The organism is Psychrobacter aestuarii (assembly GCF_904846035.1).
Classification (GTDB): domain Bacteria; phylum Pseudomonadota; class Gammaproteobacteria; order Pseudomonadales; family Moraxellaceae; genus Psychrobacter; species Psychrobacter aestuarii.
In genome coordinates this window covers 911,806-931,662 of record NZ_CAJGYT010000001.1, presented here as the reverse complement: position 1 = coordinate 931,662, position 19,857 = coordinate 911,806, and the positions used below count along the sequence as shown (strand labels likewise).

Below are 19,857 nucleotides of genomic sequence, written 5' to 3'. Positions count from 1 at the left end.
CGTTAGCATTAAGACAGACGGCTTTTACCTGACACAAAAGAGGTGCGATACTATGTCGTGCCTTTTTTTATGGCTTTTACAACGATTTTTTTGGGTGCATGCAGGGAGTATAGGATGATCGATGGAACATGGTGGCTGCTGATAATTATCGCTGTGATTGCGGTGCTGTGGCTGATTGCCTCAAAACGTGGGGACAAGGCTGCCACAGGCAAAACTGGCACGCCGCCGAGTAATGATGCGCTACAAAAAACGGCAGCACTGATTGAAAAGGCGTTTGCGCACTACCGCGTGACCCGCCGTGCCAATCACTTGCTCATCACCGAGCAGGATAAGAAAGTCGCCATGATTACGATAGATAAAAAAATCCCTGTTGGCGAGCGCCTTTTAGGTGATGTCGCTGTCATCAATTATCACAGCGCGCCAAGTAAAGCTGAGCTTAAAAAAATACTGGTCTAAGCCACACAAAACTATTTTTACTCCCTTATATCCTCACCCAACGGCACCGCCCTATCCCAATATGGCGGTGCGCCATAGTAGTCACTGATAAAATCAATAAAACAGCGCACCTTATGCGGCAGTAGTTTTTTGTGCGCGTAGACGGCGTATAGATGTATCGGCTCAGGCTCGTATTGCGGCAGTATCGTCACCAGTTTGCCTGTGCCAAGCGCGTCGCTGGCGATGAATGTCGGCTGCAATACAAAGCCAGCACCTGCGCCAGCAGACTCCACCAGCACATCGCCATTATTGCTATAAAAGGTGCTGCTTTGCTTAAAATAGCGCGCCTTTAAATACTCGTAAATCACGCCTTTGGCTTCCATGTTCATATAGCTGTAGTGCAAGTAACGGTGGTCGTCCAGCTCGGCAAGTGTGGTCGGCGTGCCGTACTCACGCAGATACTCAGGCGCGGCGCACAGCACCACGCGCACCGGCGCAATCTGCTTGGCAATGAGTGACGAGCTTTTTAGCTCGCCGATACGCAGCGCCACATCAAAGCCTTCTTCAATAATATCGACCTTTCGGTCGTTCAGCTGCAAATCAATAGTGACCGCTGGATAACGCTTTTGAAAATCGCGGGTCAACGTGACCATGTGCTTGAGCGCAAATGACACGGGCGCACTGATACGTAAGACGCCTTTGGGGCTTTGCTGTAAGCCGTTCAACTGCGCTGCCATCTCATCAATACTCAGCAAAATCTGCTGCGCATGGATAAAATACCGACTGCCTGCTTCTGTGACGCTCACTTGCCGCGTGGTGCGCTGTAGCAGCCGTGTGCCCAGCTTTTCTTCTAACTTTGAGACGTATTTACTGACCAGCTGCGGCGAGAGGCCCAAGCTACCAGCCGCTTTGCTAAAGCTGCCTTCATTGACGACCGCGACAAAAGCGCGCATCGCATCTATTCTGTCCATTTTTTGTCCTTTATTTAGTCTTTTTATCTTACTGTTAGCCAAATATCTGCTTATCCATCCGACATCTTTTCCTAATTATCCATGATATGTTGTTAATTATTCAATAAATACAGGCTTATTCTTTTAAATTGTTGATAGTAAACTGACCTCATTACGATGGCGACATCATCTTTTATGCATCATGTTAGAGGGTTTATTATGCAAACGTCTTTTATTAATAAAATTTTGGCTACGCAAGCGGGCTATGCGGCATTGGTATTACGCGTGCCTGTAGGTCTGATTTTGGCGGCGCACGGCGCACAAAAGCTGTTCGGTTGGTTTGGCGGTAATGGCTTGGCAGGTACGGCAGGATGGCTTGCCAGCATTGGCATTGAGCCTGGCTATCTGATGGCGATATTGGCGGGCGGCGCGGAGTTCTTTGGCGGCTTGGCATTGGTGTTGGGTTTGCTGACCCGTCCAGCAGCGCTCGTGTCGGCATTTACGATGCTGGTGGCGATATTCTCCGTCCACATCAGCAATGGCCTTTTTATGTCAAACAATGGCTACGAGTATGCGCTGACCTTGATGGTGGCGACGCTGGCGCTAATGATTCAAGGCGGTGGTCATTTGAGCGTTGATAAAGCCATCAGCGCGCAGCACGTCTAAAAAACTGCCACACGACCCTAAGATAAGGCGAACCGCTATGAATACTGCCTCAGATAAAGCCCCTATGCCGCAGCCTGTGTTTTTTATTCCGCATGGCGGTGGTCCGTGTTTTTTTATGGACTGGCAACCTGCCGATACGTGGCGCGGTATGGCGGAGTTTTTAAGCAGTATTGGCACGCGACTGCCCGTCGCTCCGAGCGCCATTGTCGTTACTAGCGCGCATTGGCAAGCATCGAGCTTTAGCGTGACTGCCAGCGCGCAGCCTGCGCTGATATATGATTATTATGGCTTCCCTAAGCACACGTATGAGCTGACTTATCCTGCCAATGGCGCGCCCCATTTGGCGACGCGTATTAGTGAGACGCTGACGCAAGCGGGGCTTAGCAGCACGCCGCATCCGAGCAGAGGCTTTGACCACGGGGTGTTTATCCCATTAAAGTTAATGTTCCCTAACGCCGATATTCCTGTCGTGCAACTGTCACTGCGTCACGACCTTGACCCTGAGGCGCATTTGCTGGCGGGTCGGGCGCTGGCCGATTTGCGCAAAGAGGGGGTGCTGATTATTGCCAGCGGCATGAGTTTTCATAATATGAAAGGTTATGGGGATGCCAATTTTACTGCGCCCTCCAAGCGTTTTGATACTTGGCTGACCGACACGCTTGCGCGTGCTGCCGATGACAGATGGTCAGCGCTGATAGACTGGAAAGACGCCCCAAGTGCGCACATATCGCATCCCATAGGCGCAGAAGAGCATCTGTTACCGCTGATGGTCGCGGTAGGCGCAGCAGGTGAATATGGCGCGCAAAAAATCTACACCGAGCAAGTGCTAAAAACGCAGCTGTCAGCGTGGCAGTTTGGCGGGTAGGGCGTCGTATGGTTTGTTGATATTGCTTTTATTTTTACCAAAAATCGCGGGGCAAATAAAGGGCGCAAAAGCTGCGATACCGCTACGTTGTCATGGCGGTTTGCGTGGTATAAGCGGTTATAAAAAAGGCAATAAGCAGTGATGAATGGTGCGCCCGGCGGGAGTCGAACCCACGACCCTCGGCTTCGGAAACCGATACTCTATCCAACTGAGCTACGGGCGCAAATGCAGTGTACTGATGGGGAGTGTGCTGATAACGCGGTGGCATTCGCCACGGTTAAAGACCGCTTAGTCTAGCAAATAAAAGATATCTTGCCAATCGACAAAGCGGGCAATGCATGCTTTTTGCGAAAAAACGCCGATTGCTTGTAAACAAACATGGCAATTTACCCGCCTTTTCCCTTATAATGCTGTGGAGTATTTACACTGATAATCACCGATTACAAGTTGATAGGGTTGCGTAACGTACGTTTATACCAACTTTGGGTCTGGGCGCACAGATAACGAGCATGCCACCACTTGTATATGTAATAAGAGAACGTGACGAATGAGAAAAGTAGTTATGTTATCGGCAGCTGCCATTCTAGGAATCGCTAGTATCGCGGTGAGCCAAGCTGAGGAAATCGTAGACACCCCCGTGAGCGTAAGTGACGTTGCAGAAGGGCAAGACGCACAAGAAGCGGCACCTGAGGTACTGGGCGAAGAACCACAGGCCGCTGCGGATACGACGGACGCTGCTGCGCCTACGGAAGGCGAAGCAGCAGCAGAGGGCGACGCTGCGGCTGAAGGCGAAGAAACCGCCGCTGCAGCACCTGCCGAAGACGAAGAGCCCATCCCCAAAGACACCCCGCAAGTGCAAAAGCTCATCAGTCTGTATCCGACATTGATTGCGCGTATCCACCCTGTGGGTACCGTTTGCTTTGAAGGTGAAGAGTGTGATGTGACTGCCCGCAGTTCAGGCGCTTCAGCAGATGGCGAGCCACGTGACGGCGAAGCGGTCTATAACGCGGTATGTCATACCTGCCACGCGACAGGCTTGCTCGGCTCACCGACCTTTGGTGATGCTGGCGCTTGGGGCGCTCGTATCGGCAAAGGCAAAGACACCTTGTATAAGCATGCGATTGAAGGCTTTAACAGCATGCCAGCCAAAGGCGGCGCGGACATTCCAGACGAAGAAGTCCAAAACGCTGTGGATTACATGGTTGCCGCTGCCAGCTAAACGGCACCGCTTGACCTGTAATCAAAAAGACGCTCACCTTGCAAAAGGTGGGTGTTTTTTTATTGTCCTACGTTTTTATATCCGCTGTTTTATTGTGGTCATTAGCAGTGATAAACAGCGTATCGAGTAGGGCTTTATGATGACTTTTACTTATAGTGTAAATTGGTTACCGTCTGCCGTTATCGGTTGAAATCTCTCATAGGTAGCCTCAGATTAGAGCCCTACCATCATATTCATATCAAAAGATAGCGAGGCGCAATACTCGTATCTCAAACTGTAGAGGCCTTTATGTCTGACGTACCTGCGTTATCGATAAACAATCTGTCCAAAACCTATAAAAATGGATTTTCGGCGCTCAAAGACGTCTCATTAACCGTACCGCAAGGCGGTTTTTTTGCATTATTGGGGCCGAACGGCGCGGGCAAGTCCACCATGATTGGTATCATCAGCTCGTTGTTTCAGCCGACCACAGGCAGCGTGGAGATATTTGGCACGGATTTGTTGACCAATCCATCGCTTGCTAAGCAATACCTTGGCGTGGTGCCGCAAGAATTTAACTTCAATATGTTTGAAAAGGTTGAAGATATTTTAATCACCCAAGCAGGCTATTTTGGCATTTCGGCAAAAGAAGCGCGCCCCCGTGCCAAGCGTTTGCTGACGGCACTTGGGCTGTGGGACAAACGCTGCAATAAGGCACGTGAGCTGTCAGGCGGTATGAAGCGCCGCTTAATGATTGCGCGTGCGCTCATTCATAAGCCCAAACTGCTGATTCTCGATGAGCCGACCGCAGGCGTGGACATTGAGCTGCGCCGCTCGATGTGGGATTTTATGCAGCAAATCAATGTTGAAGAAAACACCACCATTATTTTGACCACCCATTATTTAGAAGAAGCCGAGCAGTTGTGTAAACGCATTGCCATTTTGGATCATGGCGAGATTCGTATTAACACCGAAATGAAAGACTTGCTCGCGCAGTTGTCGGTTGAGACGTTTGTCTTTGATTTGGAGACGCCAGCCAATCATACGGTACAGCTTGACGGCGTGACCGAAGTGACGCAGCCAGACAGTCAGACGGTCGAGGTGACCTTAACAGAGGGCGAGTCGCTCAATAAAGTGTTTGAGCAGCTGTCAGCGCAAGGGCTGGTGGTCGCCAGTATGCGCAACAAAGCCAACCGCTTAGAGGAGCTGTTTATGCGCCTAGTGGACAAAAATATTGACAGCAAAGACAGCATGAAGGAGGCAGGATTATGAGCCAAACGCCAGCACTAGACACCAAAAAATCCATGTCATGGAACAAAAAGTGGATTTCGTTTTGTACCATTTTGCTCAAAGAAGTGCGCCGTATTTTGCGCATTTGGCCACAGACCCTCTTGCCGCCTGTGATTACCATGAGCCTGTATTTTGTCATCTTTGGTAAGATGATTGGCTCACGTGTGGGCGAGATGGGCGGCGTGCCGTACATGCAGTTTATCGTGCCTGGTCTTATCATGATGTCGATTATCACCAACAGCTATTCCAATGTGGTATCGAGCTTTTTTAGTGCCAAGTTTACCGCCAGTATCGAGGAGCTTTTGGTGTCGCCTGTCTCAAAGCATGCGATATTGATGGGCTATGTCAGCGGCGGTATCTTCCGTGGACTTGCGATTGCTGTCATCGTGTCGATTGTCGCGCTGTTCTTTACACAGCTGGGCATTGAGCATTTATTTGTGACCATGTTTACCGTATTGGGTACGTCTATTTTGTTTTCGCTCGGCGGTTTTATTAACGCGGTATTTGCGCGCTCATTTGATGATATCTCTATCGTGCCAAGCTTTGTCTTGACGCCGCTGACCTATTTGGGCGGTGTGTTTTATTCTATGGAAAATCTGTCGCCCTTTTGGCAAAACATCTCGCTACTAAACCCCATCGTGTATATGGTGAACTCGTTCCGTTACGGTATCTTGGGCTATTCTGATGTTAATGTTTGGTACTCGATGGGCGCAATTTTTGCCTTTTGCGTGATATTTTATGTGATTGCTTATCGCTTGCTCAGCAATGGCTCACGGATTCGTTTGTAGTAAACATGCCAATCGCAAAGCGGTGCTTGAGTTCTGGCACCCATTTGCTTACTATATAGCCCAAAAAATTGTTGGGCTTTTTTTATGCAAAAAATGACTAAGCTGGTGAAAGTCAGTGGCTTGCTGCTGGTGCTGTGTGCAGGCAGCGCGCAGGCAGAGAGCGCACCACGCGCCGCCATGAGCGATTACGTGTGGGAAGTGCTGCCTCAGCCAGAATATCCTTATGAGGCATATGTAAAATGCAATGAGCTGGACATGGAGTACAATGCCGCTGGCGAGTCTGATTATGATGCATGCATGTATGAGATTGCCGAAGCGCGGGACAATGGACTGAGCAAGGAATGGGGACTGTCTGAAACACTAGCGCGGGAAAAAGACACGATTTATATCAAAGTGCCCAATCGCCGTTTGCCGCTAACGTTTCGGGAGCAGAAATCACGAAATGAAGAGGAGGGTAGTCAGTTACGGCTTGAGGCATACGATGCTGATGCTCAGATAGTGACTATCAGAGAAGACTGGTTTGAAGATTCGCATGCTGTCTTTGTTAACTTAAAAACAGGTCTAAATCAAGAGCTTGCAGGGGTGCAGCCCGCTTTTTCGCCCAGTCGTAAGTATGTGGCAACCGTTTCTGACTATCCCGGTGGTATTGATATAAATATTGCAAAAAAACAAGCCAGCGGTTATTACGATATTGAACGTGAAGACGAAAACAGCACAGACGTTACTGAGGCGCACATCGCCTTCTACAACGGCGCGGATGCGTATAAACATGCCTCGCGCGTCAATCTAGAGTGGGTGACGGACAGCAGCCTGCTGGTCGATTATTACTACACCATCAACTATGATGACAATGCCGCTTATCGCGTGCGCTTTAATTATGTCAAACCTGAGGGCAGTGACGAATGGCGCGTGGTGCCGATTCGCTAGCGCAGGGCAGCAGCTAATAAAGGGTAGGATAGTGTGCTTACTAACGCTTTTTTTGCTCAGTGCTTCTTTTATTGCCTAAAGCGGTCTTTTTGCCTGATAGTGCCTTTATTATGTAAACACAAGGGCGCAATTCATAGAAAGATAAGACTATCAATTGCGAATATTCCTCATTAGCATTATAATTCTCATCTTTTAGAATAAAAGGTAACCCAAGGTTGCCTTGGTAACTGGATATAAGATGACTCAAGCCGTCAGCGAACAAATCATTCGAGAGCAGCGCCGCATAGAGTCAAAACGCCGCGTGGTGTTGCTGGCGCTCGCCGCCGCGTGTCTATTCGGTCTGGTGCTCGATGTGATGACAGGACCGTCGATGCTACCGATGGGTGAGGTCATCAACGCCTTATTGCAGCCAGGCAGTCTTAATGATACCACACGTACCATCGTGTATGACTTGCGCTTGCCCATTGCCTTTATGGCGCTACTGGTGGGTGGCTCGCTGGGTGCGGGCGGTGCTGAGATGCAGACGCTGCTCAATAACCCCATGGCAAGTCCTTATACGCTGGGGCTGGCGGCGGCGGCGGGATTTGGCGCCTCCATGGTGATTGCGTTTGGCGGCTTTGGTTTGCCTTTGCAATATGCCGTGCCTATCGGGGCATTTTTGATGACCATGGTCGCTTCTGCGGTGCTGTTTTTGTTTGCGTCACTCAGACAGTTCGCCGCTGCCACATTGATATTGGTGGGCATTGCGCTGCTGTTTATTTTTCAGTCGCTGCTGTCGTTGGTGCAATTTATTGCCTCGCCTGAAGTATCACAGCAAATTTTGTTTTGGCTGTTTGGTAGCTTGACCAAGTCGACGTGGACCAATGTGGTGGTGGTCGCCATCGTCAGTAGTGTGTGTATTGCCTTGCTAATGCGCGACAATTGGAAACTGACGGCGCTGAGACTGGGTGAGGATAGAGCGACCGCCCTTGGGGTCAATCTGACGCGCTTGCGTATCAAAACCTTGGTTTTGGTGGCGATGATGACGGCAACGGCGATCAGTTTTGTTGGCGTGATTGGTTTTATTGGCTTGGTTGCCCCGCATGTGGCACGGCTTTTGGTCGGTGAAGACCAGCGTTACTTTTTACCCGCGACCATTCTTGCTGGCGCGGCGTTTCTCTCTCTCTCATCAGTATTGTCAAAAGTGATTGTTCCAGGCGCGCTCTTTCCCGTTGGGATTGTGACGTCATTTGTGGGCGTGCCTTTTTTATTTTGGATTATTTGGAGTAAGCGGTGAAAAAGTGGATTAGCGGGACATTAGCAGCAGGCTTGATGTTAACGGCGATGAGCGCGCAAGCAGAAGTCAAAACCATTAATGATGTGCTCGGGCGTGATGTCCAAGTCGATGTGCCTGCCAAGCGGGTGGTATTGGGCTTTTATTATCCTGATTATATCGCCGCGACGGGCGCTGACAACTTCAGCCACGTGGTCGGTATTTCACGCGAGTTTTGGGAAGATTTTAACCCTGGCAGCTGGGCGCTATACAACCAAAAACTGCCCAATCTAAACAGCATCGGCGACATCGGCAACGTGAGTACGGGCACGTTTTCTTTTGAAAAAACCCTCGCGATGAAGCCTGATGTGGTGGTGCTGGCAAAATGGCAGTACGACACGCTAAAGGCGGAAATGCCACGCTTTGAAGCGGCAAACATTCCTGTCGTCGTGGTCGATTACAATGACCAAACTGTGAAAAACCATACCAAGAGTACCGAAATCTTCGGTGAGCTGGCAGGTACAGAAGCGCTTGCTGATGAGGCGGCGCAAGAATACGCTGATGGCATCGCTGACATCCAAAAACGCGTGCAAGCAGCAAACCTGCCAAAACCAAAAATTTATATCGAGTTTGGTGATAAAGGACCCCAAGAACACAGCTTTACTTTTGGTAATAACATGTGGGGCGCGATTGCCAATACGGTCGGTGGCGACAACATCAGCGCGCCATTTATCGAAGACTGGGGCACCATCAATCCTGAACAGGTCTTGGTCAGCAAGCCTGATGTGATTATTATTTCAGGCACAGAAGTGGGCATGAAGCAGCCCAATGCCATGGCGATGGGCATTGATATCCCAGCAGAAGAAGCGCAGCGCCGCCTAAAAGGCTTTACCACCCGTAATGGCTGGGACAATCTGCCCGCGGTAAAAAACAACCGCGTCTACGGTATTTATCATACCGCCTCTCGCTCTCTTGGCGACTTGGCGTCGGCACAGTTTATGGCAAAAGCGCTGTATCCTGATGCCTTTAGTGACGTTGACCCTGAAAAAACCTATGCCGATTTTCACAAAAAATACCTACCGATTCAGCCTGAAGGGACATTTTTTATTCAACTCGGCTGTGAGGGCAGTACCTGTGATACGGCGGCAAACAACAATACAAGCGCTGCGGCGAAAGCAGAACCTGCTCCAGCGCAAGAAGAATTGTCATGGTTCGAAAAATTGATTAATCAGATAAAAAGCTGGTTTGCATAACTGTAGCTTGCTCGCTTAGGTTGTTTTAACCGAGGCGGGCGTACCGTTTGCCCAGCTTTTGACCCTGTCATAAAAGAGGTTGCTATGCTTAAGCTTGACCGTTTAACGATTCAATATGGTGATTTTAGTGTCGCCAAAGCCGTTGATGCACAATTTGAAGCGGGCAACATCTATACCATCTTGGGGGTCAATGGCGCGGGTAAGTCGAGCTTGCTCAAGGCAGTCTTTGGCGCAATCGAATTTTCTGGCACGATCTCTTATGAGGGTAAAACACAGCGTAAAGGGCATCTGAATACATGGCGTAAAGACATCGCCTATATGCCGCAAGACAGCAATACCGATGCTGATTTGACGACCCTTGAGGTGGTATTGCTTGGACGTATGGACGCGCTCAGCCGCCGTATCAGTGATGACTTGCTGCATGAAGCGGTAGCGCTGCTTGCCGAGCTGAACATCTCGCATCTGGCGCATCGTCCGATCAGTGCGCTGAGTGGTGGACAGCGTCAGCTGGCGATGTTCGCGCAAGCGCTGCTGCGCCGTCCCAAGATTTTGCTGCTCGATGAGCCTGTGTCCGCGCTCGATATGGCGCATCAGATTAACCTGCTCGATAAGGTGAGCCATTATACCAAGCAGCATCAGCTGATTTGTATCATGGTCTTGCATGATTTGAGTCTTGCAGCGCAATTTTCGGATGAGGTCCTGCTGTTGGCGGACGGCAACATCACTGCACAAGGGATGCCAAGTAATGTCATGCGCTCCGAGATTTTACGCCAAGTGTATCACGTGGATATCGAGATTCTGACCAGCCATCGCGGCTTGCCTGTGATTCATCCGTACCGCAAGCGTTTGGCTAGCGCTTAGCGGCATTTTTCTCAGGCACACTGCTGACGACGCCCGCCAAAATCACCGCCACAATACCAAAAATCTCTAACGCGCCGATATGCTCACCGACAAAAATCACCCCGTAAACGGCTGAGAACACCACGGTCAGATAAGACAGGGCAGCGACGGTGAATTTTTGTCCCACGTGGTAGGCATGCGTCATCGCCAGCTGCGCAAACAGTCCCGTCATACCAATGCCAATGATGTAAGGCAGACTATCACTCGTCAAACCCCGCCAACCAAACCACGTCGCCGCAATGGCTGAAGTGATGGTCGCGACCGCTGAAAAGTAAAACACAATCCGCCACGCAGGCTCACCCATCAAAGACAGCTCGCGCACTTGTAGCAGCGCAAATGCGGTAAAAATCCCACCACTTAGCGTAATCAAGGTCTCTATCAATCTGTCAGTGGCAAAGGCAGGCTTGAGCATCAGACAAATACCTGCAAGCCCCATCAACAGCGCGACCCATGTTTTGAGTGGCGGTTTTTCTTTGAGCCAAAAGATGGAGAGTAGGGCAATAAAGACCACAGAGGTGTAGTTCAGCGTCACAGAGGTTGCCAGCGGCAAATGGCTCAGACCAAAAAATGCCAGTAGCAGTGCCGTCGTGCCTGCCATACTGCGCTGCATGTGACCCCAAAAAAACGGCGTCTTAAGCGTTTGCTTGCGCACCAGCGTTGTGCCAAAAATCACTAAGGCAGGCAGCAATGAGCGCCAAAAGGCAAGCTCATATTCATTCATATGCAGGTGGGCGGCGGCATTTTTGACCAAGATGTTCATAGAGGCAAACAGCAGTGCCGCAATAATCATCCAGCCTGAGCCGAGTGAGATGTTTTTTATCATAAGTCGCGATAAGAAAAAAACGCAATTGTAACATTCTTAGACAGTATCTTTTTGCCTTTTGTTACGTACCTTATTTTATGATGGGTCGTCAGATGACAACAATGTTTGCATCCTAAGCGTATAGCGCTACGAGCAATCGTCTTGTATTTTACTAAACATTTGCTTATTATAACCGCCAAAAATTTGTTGGTGTTTTTATGAAAAGTTTAAGTGGTGTTTATAGGGTTGGTGGTTTGCTGCTGGGATTGATGTTCATTGGCGCACAGACTCATGCCGAAACCCGCGCTGCGATGAGTGATTATGTGTGGGAGGTGCTGCCTGAGAATGCACGCGAAACAGAGTTTTCTGAGCTGTGTGATGATGTAGAAGAGGAGAGCGGCAGTGACCCTTATCAGCGGCTTTATCTTGACTGCTTGCAAAAGGCGGCTGAAAATCATGACAATCGCTTGAGTAGACAGTGGGGCTTGTCCGAAACACTAGCACGAGAAAAAGACACCATTTATATCAAAGTACCAAACAGACGCTTACCGCTCACCTTTAGAGAAAAATATTCTGTCTGGTCTGAAGACAGCAACACTTATTTAACTCTAGAAGATTATCATCCAAAAAATCAGACAGTGACCATAGAAAAAAACCTGTGGGAAAGTGTAAATACCATTATGGTGAATCTAAAGAGTGGTATTGAGCAAGAATTTACTGGTACGCAGCTGACTTTTTCGCCCAATCGTGACTATGCGGCGACCGTCGATATGGATGTTGGAGAGCAAGATGTCATACTGTGGCAGTTGCAGGCAGATGGTTTATATCACCCTGAGGACACCGCTGAGGATGTTCAGGCGCGCTTTTGGCAGCACATGACCTATTACAATGGCGAGGATTTTGATGGTATGGCGGCGCGGGTGACGCTTGAGTGGGTCACAGACGCCAGCCTTATTGCAGACTATTATTTTAAAATGAATCCTGAAGATACGGCAGCATATCGCGTGCGATTTAATTATGTAAAACCAAAAGACAGTGATGAGTGGCAGCTGATCCCGATTCGCTAACGTGACAGCCGCAACCACACAAAAGGCGCACAGCAGAGGTTGATTGCGGTAAAATAGCGACCACTTATTATGATGTATTTAGCAGTTAGGGCGATTTATGAGTATTCACGGTATTTTGGGCGAGCACACCACCGACTATCCAACGCAGTATAACCCAAGCCTGCTGTATCCGATTGCGCGCTCGCTTGGGCGCGATGTGATCGGCGGTGATGCCACGCGCTTGGCGCAAGGGGTAGACTGGTGGCATGCGTTTGAACTGTCATGGCTTGATGCGCGCGGTATCTCACAAGTGGCGATGGCGCGCCTTGCTATTCCTGCGGACAGCCCATCTATCGTCGAGTCAAAGTCTTTAAAGCTGTATTTTAACAGTCTGAACTTTACGGTGTTTGAGAGCTGGGATGCGGTACGCGCGCAAATCACCGAGGATTTGTCCGCGTGCTTGCAAGCAGCGGTTGAGGTCAGCTTGTTTGCTTTAGGTGAGATGCCTGAGAGCCTACAAATCAGCACACCAGCAGGCGTTTGTATTGATGAGGCACTGGCAGACAGTACAGACAAAATAGCGCTGTGCGCGCATCCTGATGCCAGCTTGCTACAAGCAGCGGGCGACATGGCGGACGCGAATGAGGCACAGCTGCTGTACTGCAATTTACTGCGCAGTAATTGCCCTGTGACCAACCAGCCCGATTGGGGCACGCTACAAGTGCATATCGTCAGTGCAAAAAAAGTCGATACCGCCGCGCTATTGCGTTATGTGTTGAGCTTTCGTCAGCACAACGGCTTTCATGAGCAGTGCGTGGAGCAAATCTTTGCCGATTTAAGCGCCTTTTATGCGCCGACGGAGCTCATGGTGCGCGCATGGTACACGCGCCGTGGCGGTATTGATATCAATCCGTGCCGCGTCAGTGCGCCGAACCTATTGCCTGCGCCCAGCCGTTTGATTCGTCAGTAAAGCACGCTGTTTGGCTTAAGTGATACGTATAAAAAAAGCGCCTAACTGAGTAGGCGCTTTTTTATTAACGATTGCGAGCAGCGATTATTCACAACCAAGCGCAGCAAGCAATTCGTCATGGCTCAACAGCTGTTTTTCACCTGTGCGGCGATTGACGTGCTCGTATTTGTCTTCGGCAAGGTTGCGGTCAGAGACGATAACGCGATGCGGTACGCCAATCAGCTCAAGGTCGGCAAACTTCACGCCAGGACGCTCGTTACGGTCGTCAAGCAGCACATTGACGCCGCGCGCTTTTAGCGCATCATACAGCGCCGTCGCCGTCTGCATTACGGTCTCTTCTTTTGACTTCATCGGTACGATAGCGACTTCAAATGGCGCGAGCGAGTCTTTGACATCAGGCGTGGTTGGCCACAAGATGCCATTGGCATCGTGGTTTTGCTCGATGGCCGCCGCGATGATACGGCTGACGCCAATACCGTAGCAGCCCATCATAAGCGTGACAGGTTTGCCTTCTTCGCCTGATACCGAGCAGCCCAGCGCCTGCGAGTATTTGTCACCCAGCTGGAAGATGTGCCCAACTTCAATGCCGCGCTTGATTTGTAGCGTGCCTTGACCGTCTGGCGAGGCGTCGCCTTCTTGTACGTTACGGATATCGACGATGCGCGTGATGTGCGCGTCACGCTCCCAGTTAACGCCGATGCTGTGTTTGTTGACGGTATTTGCGCCCGCCACAAAGTCAGACAATTCAGCGGCAGCACGGTCGACCAAGACAGGCATGTCCAAATCAACGCCGATATAGCCTTTGTGCAGTCCTGCCGCTTTTAAATCGGCATCGCTGGCAAGGGTCAATGGCGCGGCCACCTCAGCCAGTTTTTCTGCTTTGATTTCATTGAGCGTGTGGTCGCCGCGCAAAATCAACGCGACCAGCTGCGGCTCGCCTTCTGCCGTTTCGCCATTGACAATCAAAGTCTTAACGGTCTTGGTCAGTGGCAAGTCCAGATAGTCAGCAACCGCTTCACACGTAGGCATCTCGACGGTATCGATGTCTTGGCGCGTCATGGTGGGCGCTTGACGCTCGCCTGTACTGATGGCTTCAGCCAGCTCAATGTTCGCCGCGTAGTCTGAGACGTTTGAGAACACGATATCGTCTTCACCACTGTCGGCAAGTACATGAAACTCGTGTGAGGCAAAGCCGCCAATCGATCCTGAATCCGCCTGCACAGCGCGGAAATCAAAACCCAAACGGGTAAAGATGCGCGTGTAGGCGTCGTACATGTCTTGATAAGTCTCAGCCAGCGAGGCTTGGTCAATATGGAACGAGTAGGCGTCTTTCATAGTAAATTCGCGCGCACGCATCACGCCAAAGCGTGGACGAATCTCGTCGCGGAATTTGCTTTGAATCTGAAAAAAGGTCACAGGCAGCTGCTTATAACTGCGCAGCTCACCTTTGGCAAGATTGGTAATCACCTCTTCATGCGTCGGACCCAAGACAAAGCTGCGCTCATGACGGTCAACGAAGCGTAGCAGCTCAGGACCATAGTCGGTAAAGCGCCCACTGGTCTGCCACAGCTCAGAAGGTTGGGTCATCGGCATCAACAGCTCTTGAGCGCCGATGTTTTCCATCTCTTCACGGACGACGCGCTCTACTTGCTTTAATACTTTTAGACCCATCGGCAGCCAAATATACAGCCCAGAAGCGATTTTTCGAATCAAGCCTGCCCGCACCATCAATTGACTTGAGGCGATGTCCGCATCATTTGGGGTTTCTTTTAGCGTGGCAAACAAAAATTGACTGGCTTTCATAAATAAAGCATAACCTTATCTTTGATAAATAAATAAGAAGTCGGGCAGTGTGTGAACGACCAACGTTAGCACTGGCGCACACAAATCGTCTGCGCATCGTACAACAGCACGGCTCCGAACCAAGTCTTGGCACCCGATACGCCCAAAATCATAACGCCATAAGCGTAAAGGCAGTGAAATGTTCTCGGTACAGTGGGGCTATGTTAGGTAAACTTCGTCTCAGACGCAATAATTTTCCAATTTTTCGAGCAATGACTGTCATTATCTTTTAGTATGGGTACAGATATCGACAGCAAAACCGCCCTCACAGATAGCCTCAATGGCGCAATAAAGGGCCTAGTAGGTATCGTACTCACTCAAGCGATGCTTTACAATGAAAAAGTATCGTAATGTGTTTTTTCATAATTCATCAAGAGCATCCGTTTAACATTGACCGAGCAATATCCTAGCGCGTGACGTGGAGGGAGTGTATGACCTATCTGGCAGATAATCACCAAGACAACCTAAAAAAGGTCTTGCGCACCGCATTGGTGGGCATTCGACCTGCTGATCAGGTACTGCTAAAGGGTTATCTGCGTATTCTGCTGCGTCTAGAAGCCGACTTGGAATGGGTGTCTGCCAGTCATGGGCAGATTGACCTGTTTTTAATCAGTCATGAGTTTCGCGATGCCGCGAGCGTGATGAAACTGCTGTCCTCGCAAATGCACAAACCCGTTCTGTATGTCAGCCGCACCGAAGAAAACGATACGGGCTATATGGCGGACAATCACGTGATTTTGCCATTAAAAAAGCTCGACACGCTAAGCGAATGGCTGATGCGCTCTGTGCCGCTATTGCAAAAAGGCTCAGGCACAGTGACCAATATCTTGCAGCAGCATGCCTACGTGCCTGAAGACGACAGCAATATCCCAACCACGATGCAGGCGGCGCAGAGCGCAGACAACAGCGCTGCAACCGAACGCACTGACGCAAAAGTCAGCCATACCCGTGCCGCTGAGCCCATACCAACGCGTCCAGCCAACACTTTAGACGCGCACGCGCCGCAAACACCAGCCACGCCAAGTCCGCAGCCTGCCAAACAGGCGCAAGAGAGCAAACCCTTTGAGCGCGCCGTTGGTGACTATGAAGGCATTGTGCGCTGCATCAAAGCTTTGCAGCAGCGACTGACAGGACTGCAGCAAATCACGGCGCTGCGTGACAATGAGCGCGTGTGCGTGGCAGTGATTGAGCCGAGTACAGGTCGCTTGTGGCAAGACAGCACCACGCCGATTGCGCTCAGCTTGTCTTGGCAAATCGAGGCTTACAATGATGTGCGTCCGCATGACAGCGACGCCACCGACATGACGCAGTGGCTGTGGCAGGCAGCATGGCGACAGTCGGCGCTGCTTGCGCCCCTCATCAATGACGATGCCAGCTATCGCTTGCGCTATTGGGTCAAGCCTGCGCTGGATGCTCAAGGGCGGGCGATGAGTGCCAAAGAGCGCCGCGAGATGATGCGCGTGATGACTGCGATTGAGCATGCACCGCGTAATGTCAGCCAAATGGCAAATCGTGCCGATATTTCAGTCGGCAGCAGTAAAAAAATCATTGCAAGTTTGCTGTTTTCGGGCAGCTTGCAGACAGACAACTATCTGGACATCAATACCCGCATTCAGCGCACTGCCACAGCGAGTGTGCCCACAACTGACCACGCGCCTAGTATTGAGCAAGCGCCGCCTGCATCTGCACCGACGCGACCTGTCCAGATGACTATGGATGAGCTGTTGGCGCGGCGTGCACGCGGCGAGCATACGCCAGCACCGACCAGTAGCAGCATCACACTGCCTGAGACCGACAACACCAGCACACCCAAAGAAGATACGGTGCCCGACACGCCAAAACCTGCCAAATCAAGCTTCTTGTCCAAATGGCGACAAAAGCTTGGCTTGTAATACCAGCAGTACGCGGCCCAATCGTGGCTAAGACTGGGTGACTATTTTGGCATCGGCGCTCACGGCGTCGTAGCTGGTTACGCTGTTGTCCACAATCACATCGATACTACTGCCGCCCCCATGACTGACCAGCTGCACGCGGCCATCTGCGCTGCGGTAGGTGGGGTTGTTGCCTTGTCCTTCAGGGGCGTCCAAGGTCATGGCGGGCTGATTGGGCATTGTCAGGCGCGCGCTCAATACGCCTGATGCCGAGGTGATAAAGGTGACGCCGATGTCCGCTCCTGTCGGGCTTTGATAGCGCATATCGGTAATCTGTGCCCCAGCGAGACTTTCGGTTGGTGTAGCGGCGCTGACATCAGGCGGCGCTTCTGCCTCCGCAGGTGGGGCGGTGTTGTCAGCAGGCGGCATGGGGTCGGGTGCTGGCGCGTTCGTCGTCTGAGGGCTGGTTTGGGTCGGCGCTGTATCAACGGGCGCTGTGTTTGCGTTCGTCTCGGCTGGCACCGCAGTGTTGTCAGGTGCGGCTGTAGCTTGAGGGTCTGGTTCTGCAGGCTTGTTACAGCCCATCAATAACACGCTTGTCATACCCACCAGCAGTAGCGTGCGCTGCCAAAGGGGCGAGGGGGTCGTGAGCATCTGCCGCACTCCTGTCTAAAAATTATAATAAAAAAGCTGTCAGTTTGATTGGTAGCGGGTCGCTTATCACAGTGAGTTCAGGGGCTTTTGCAGCCGCGCCCGCTGCGGCGATAGGCTGGCAAGCACGCGCTGTGACACGGGCACAATATTGCCGCCCATCATATCTGCCAAAACTTGCGCGCACAGTGGCGCAAAGGCATAGCCCTTTGAGCCCATACCGCACAGTGTCCATATATGCTGGCTGCCTGTGACTTGACCGACCAAGGGATGATAGTCGGGCGTCTGTGCGCGAATGCCTACGCGCGCCTGCCACTGACCGACATCGCTCGGCAGAATATCCTCCAGCTCAGGGAGCGCGCTGACCAGCTTGTCACGGTTGTGCTGATGCTCCTCCACGCGTATCGCTGTATCGGTATCATTACGCACAAAACTTGCGCCCAATAAAAACTGCGGCGCAGCTGCCTGCACAGGATTGAGCGCGGCATCGGCAGCGGTCGCCACAAAAGGCGCGCAGTAGCCGCCGTACTTGAGGGGCAGTTTGGGCAAGCTGTCCAGCTGCTCGGCACTGGGCGTAAACCATGACAGCTGCCCGCGTATCTTGCGACACGCAAACAAGCTCGGCACAAGCTTCGGGCTGTCATAAGCGCCGCATACGATGGCGGCATCGGCAAAGAGTGGTGCGCTATTGGTATCTGATGCTAGCAGCTGTACGCCGTGCGCCTGCTCGGACAGATGGGCGACTTCAAAGGTTTGATAGCGAATACGCGGATGGGCGAGAATGACCTCTTTGAGCGCCTGCGGGTTAATAAGCGCCGCCTGCGGCAAGTACACGTGCGTTTTGGTCGCTGCATCAGACAAGCCGCTTAATGCGCGCGCCTCTTCGGTCGCTAACGCTGTTGCCACCGATTCAGGATAAGCGCAGGCTTGCGCCGCTGTGATATTGGCTTTGGTCAATAAATCCATCGTACCTGTCGGCGTGACGATGGCATCGGTCTTGGCAGCGGGGTCGGTATGCATGCCATCCATCTGCCGATAAAAACGCCCGCTGTATAAGTAACTGACGGTATGCAGATGCTCTGCTGCGTGTGACAAGGGCGTCATCTTGGGCGCGAGCAGGGCGCGCGGATTGCCCGATGCGCCTGCAAGCGGTGCCTGCTTGTCCAGCAGCGTCACCGTCACCCCGCGTGAGGCGAGTGTATGCGCTGCCATTAGACCCGATATGCCTGCACCGATGACCGCCACATGCTGGTAAGGCAAGCTCGGTACGGCGTCATGGTCGGCATCAAGGGTGCTATCCTCCGTACTGTCTGCGGTGTCGATGGTGCTCTCGCTGTCTGGTGCAGCTCGCCATGCGATTAACATCTCGCGCTTGCGCCCAAAGCCTTTTACTTTTTTAATCTCAAAGCCGTGCGCTTTCAGTCCGCGTTTGACCACGCCTGCACAGCTAAAGGTCGCTGCCGTCGCCGTGGCTGAAGACAAGCGCTGCATCGACTCAAATATCGTCGTCGCCCACAAGTCTTCATTACAAGAGGGCGCAAAGCCATCCAAAAACCACGCATCCACGCCGCCAACACTTGGCTTGACCCACTGCAAAAAGCTGGCACTGGCATCGCCCAGCCAGATATCAAGGGTCACATTGTCATTATCAAAGTGTAATCGATGACAGCCTGCAATCAGTGGCGGATACGCCGCCAACAGCGCCTCAATCATCTCCCCAAGTTCAGGCGCTCGCGTCTGCCACATGCGCAAAATCTGCGTCAAATCGCTCAGCGTCAGCGGATACTTTTCGGTCGTGATGATGTGCAAGCGCGCATCTGCCAAGTGCGAATGCGCTGCACGTAGCGTGCGCCACAGCTGCCACAGCGCCAGCACATTTAACCCCGTACCAAAGCCAATCTCCGCCACCGTAAAGCACTGTCTGGCTTGCAGCTTTTGCAGACGCTCGGGCAGGTGATTATGCTCAATAAACACATAGCGCGACTCAGCCAGCCCATCGACGTGCGAAAAGTACACATCACCGAACTCACCTGACACAGGCACCATGCTGCCGTGGTCGTCCTCCTGCCAGGTCAAGCGCGCAGGCGTGATGGCAGCGTGGGTATCAGGATGGGCGGCTGCGCTGTGCGCATTGGGGGTATCAGGCATCAT

General features: G+C 51.6%; 18 protein-coding genes and 1 tRNA gene. 13 read left to right on the top strand and 6 right to left on the bottom strand.

All coding sequences use genetic code 11. The features are described 5' to 3' along the window. Positions 1-114: 114 nt before the first annotated feature. Positions 115-456, top strand: a complete 342-nt coding sequence (locus JMW05_RS03865) for a hypothetical protein (RefSeq protein ID WP_201504073.1) — start codon at positions 115-117, stop codon at positions 454-456. Positions 457-473: 17 nt separating this feature from the next. Here JMW05_RS03865 and JMW05_RS03860 read toward each other — a convergent pair whose 3' ends face one another. Beyond that, the gene (locus tag JMW05_RS03860; protein ID WP_201504072.1) at positions 474-1,406 is read right to left on the bottom strand and encodes a LysR family transcriptional regulator; all 933 of its coding nucleotides are present in this window, start codon (positions 1,404-1,406) and stop codon (positions 474-476) included. A 198-nt stretch (positions 1,407-1,604) separates the two neighbouring features. Here JMW05_RS03860 and JMW05_RS03855 point away from each other — a divergent pair, with 198 nt between their 5' ends. Continuing rightward, positions 1,605-2,051, top strand: coding sequence for a DoxX family protein (locus JMW05_RS03855; protein WP_201504071.1), 447 nt, complete (start codon positions 1,605-1,607; stop codon positions 2,049-2,051). A 37-nt stretch (positions 2,052-2,088) separates the two neighbouring features. Then, positions 2,089-2,916: a DODA-type extradiol aromatic ring-opening family dioxygenase gene (locus JMW05_RS03850; RefSeq protein WP_201504070.1), complete on the top strand. Its 828-nt coding sequence runs from the start codon at positions 2,089-2,091 to the stop codon at positions 2,914-2,916. A gap of 146 nt (positions 2,917-3,062) precedes the next feature. Here JMW05_RS03850 and JMW05_RS03845 read toward each other — a convergent pair. Then, positions 3,063-3,139, bottom strand: a tRNA-Arg gene (locus JMW05_RS03845). Between the two features lie 339 nt (positions 3,140-3,478). Here JMW05_RS03845 and JMW05_RS03840 point away from each other — a divergent pair. From JMW05_RS03840 to JMW05_RS03810, 7 genes are all read left to right on the top strand, one after another. Then, on the top strand, positions 3,479-4,135 hold the full coding sequence (locus tag JMW05_RS03840) for a c-type cytochrome (RefSeq protein WP_227691430.1): 657 nt from the start codon (positions 3,479-3,481) through the stop codon (positions 4,133-4,135). A gap of 288 nt (positions 4,136-4,423) precedes the next feature. Next, positions 4,424-5,386, top strand: coding sequence for an ABC transporter ATP-binding protein (locus JMW05_RS03835; RefSeq protein WP_201504068.1), 963 nt, complete (start codon positions 4,424-4,426; stop codon positions 5,384-5,386). A gap of 32 nt (positions 5,387-5,418) precedes the next feature. Continuing rightward, positions 5,419-6,192 (top strand): ABC transporter permease, encoded by a 774-nt coding sequence (locus tag JMW05_RS03830; protein WP_201505512.1) that lies wholly within the window; start codon positions 5,419-5,421, stop codon positions 6,190-6,192. Between the two features lie 84 nt (positions 6,193-6,276). Then, on the top strand, positions 6,277-7,119 hold the full coding sequence (locus tag JMW05_RS03825) for a hypothetical protein (protein ID WP_201504067.1): 843 nt from the start codon (positions 6,277-6,279) through the stop codon (positions 7,117-7,119). A gap of 238 nt (positions 7,120-7,357) precedes the next feature. Beyond that, on the top strand, positions 7,358-8,395 hold the full coding sequence (locus JMW05_RS03820) for a FecCD family ABC transporter permease (RefSeq protein ID WP_201504066.1): 1,038 nt from the start codon (positions 7,358-7,360) through the stop codon (positions 8,393-8,395). Further along, on the top strand, positions 8,392-9,624 hold the full coding sequence (locus tag JMW05_RS03815; RefSeq protein WP_201504065.1) for an ABC transporter substrate-binding protein: 1,233 nt from the start codon (positions 8,392-8,394) through the stop codon (positions 9,622-9,624). The genes JMW05_RS03820 and JMW05_RS03815 overlap by 4 nt, the downstream gene beginning before the upstream one ends. An 84-nt stretch (positions 9,625-9,708) precedes the next feature. Then, positions 9,709-10,485 (top strand): ABC transporter ATP-binding protein, encoded by a 777-nt coding sequence (locus tag JMW05_RS03810; protein WP_201504064.1) that lies wholly within the window; start codon positions 9,709-9,711, stop codon positions 10,483-10,485. Here the strand turns inward: JMW05_RS03810 and JMW05_RS03805 are convergent. After that, entirely contained in the window at positions 10,475-11,347 is an 873-nt protein-coding gene (locus JMW05_RS03805; protein ID WP_201504063.1) for a DMT family transporter, read from the bottom strand. The genes JMW05_RS03810 and JMW05_RS03805 overlap by 11 nt on opposite strands. Positions 11,348-11,544: 197 nt before the next feature. On the opposite strand from JMW05_RS03805, the gene JMW05_RS03800 reads away from it, so the two are divergent. Together JMW05_RS03800 and queF are read left to right on the top strand one after the other, a co-directional pair. Beyond that, entirely contained in the window at positions 11,545-12,393 is an 849-nt protein-coding gene (locus JMW05_RS03800) for a hypothetical protein (RefSeq protein ID WP_201504062.1), read from the top strand. 97 nt (positions 12,394-12,490) lie between these two features. Then, a complete protein-coding gene (queF, locus tag JMW05_RS03795) occupies positions 12,491-13,342 on the top strand; it encodes an NADPH-dependent 7-cyano-7-deazaguanine reductase QueF (protein WP_201504061.1) in 852 nt (283 codons plus the stop codon). An 84-nt stretch (positions 13,343-13,426) separates the two neighbouring features. Here queF and JMW05_RS03790 read toward each other — a convergent pair whose 3' ends face one another. Then, the gene (locus JMW05_RS03790) at positions 13,427-15,145 is read right to left on the bottom strand and encodes a proline--tRNA ligase (RefSeq protein WP_201504060.1); all 1,719 of its coding nucleotides are present in this window, start codon (positions 15,143-15,145) and stop codon (positions 13,427-13,429) included. Positions 15,146-15,615: 470 nt separating this feature from the next. Here JMW05_RS03790 and JMW05_RS03785 point away from each other — a divergent pair, with 470 nt between their 5' ends. Further along, positions 15,616-17,076, top strand: a complete 1,461-nt coding sequence (locus JMW05_RS03785; RefSeq protein ID WP_201504059.1) for a hypothetical protein — start codon at positions 15,616-15,618, stop codon at positions 17,074-17,076. 27 nt (positions 17,077-17,103) lie between these two features. On the opposite strand, the gene JMW05_RS03780 is transcribed toward JMW05_RS03785, so the two are convergent. Together JMW05_RS03780 and mnmC are read right to left on the bottom strand one after the other, a co-directional pair. Then, positions 17,104-17,709: a hypothetical protein gene (locus JMW05_RS03780; RefSeq protein WP_201504058.1), complete on the bottom strand. Its 606-nt coding sequence runs from the start codon at positions 17,707-17,709 to the stop codon at positions 17,104-17,106. Between the two features lie 66 nt (positions 17,710-17,775). Beyond that, on the bottom strand, positions 17,776-19,857 hold the full coding sequence (gene mnmC, locus JMW05_RS03775; protein WP_227691429.1) for an FAD-dependent 5-carboxymethylaminomethyl-2-thiouridine(34) oxidoreductase MnmC: 2,082 nt from the start codon (positions 19,855-19,857) through the stop codon (positions 17,776-17,778).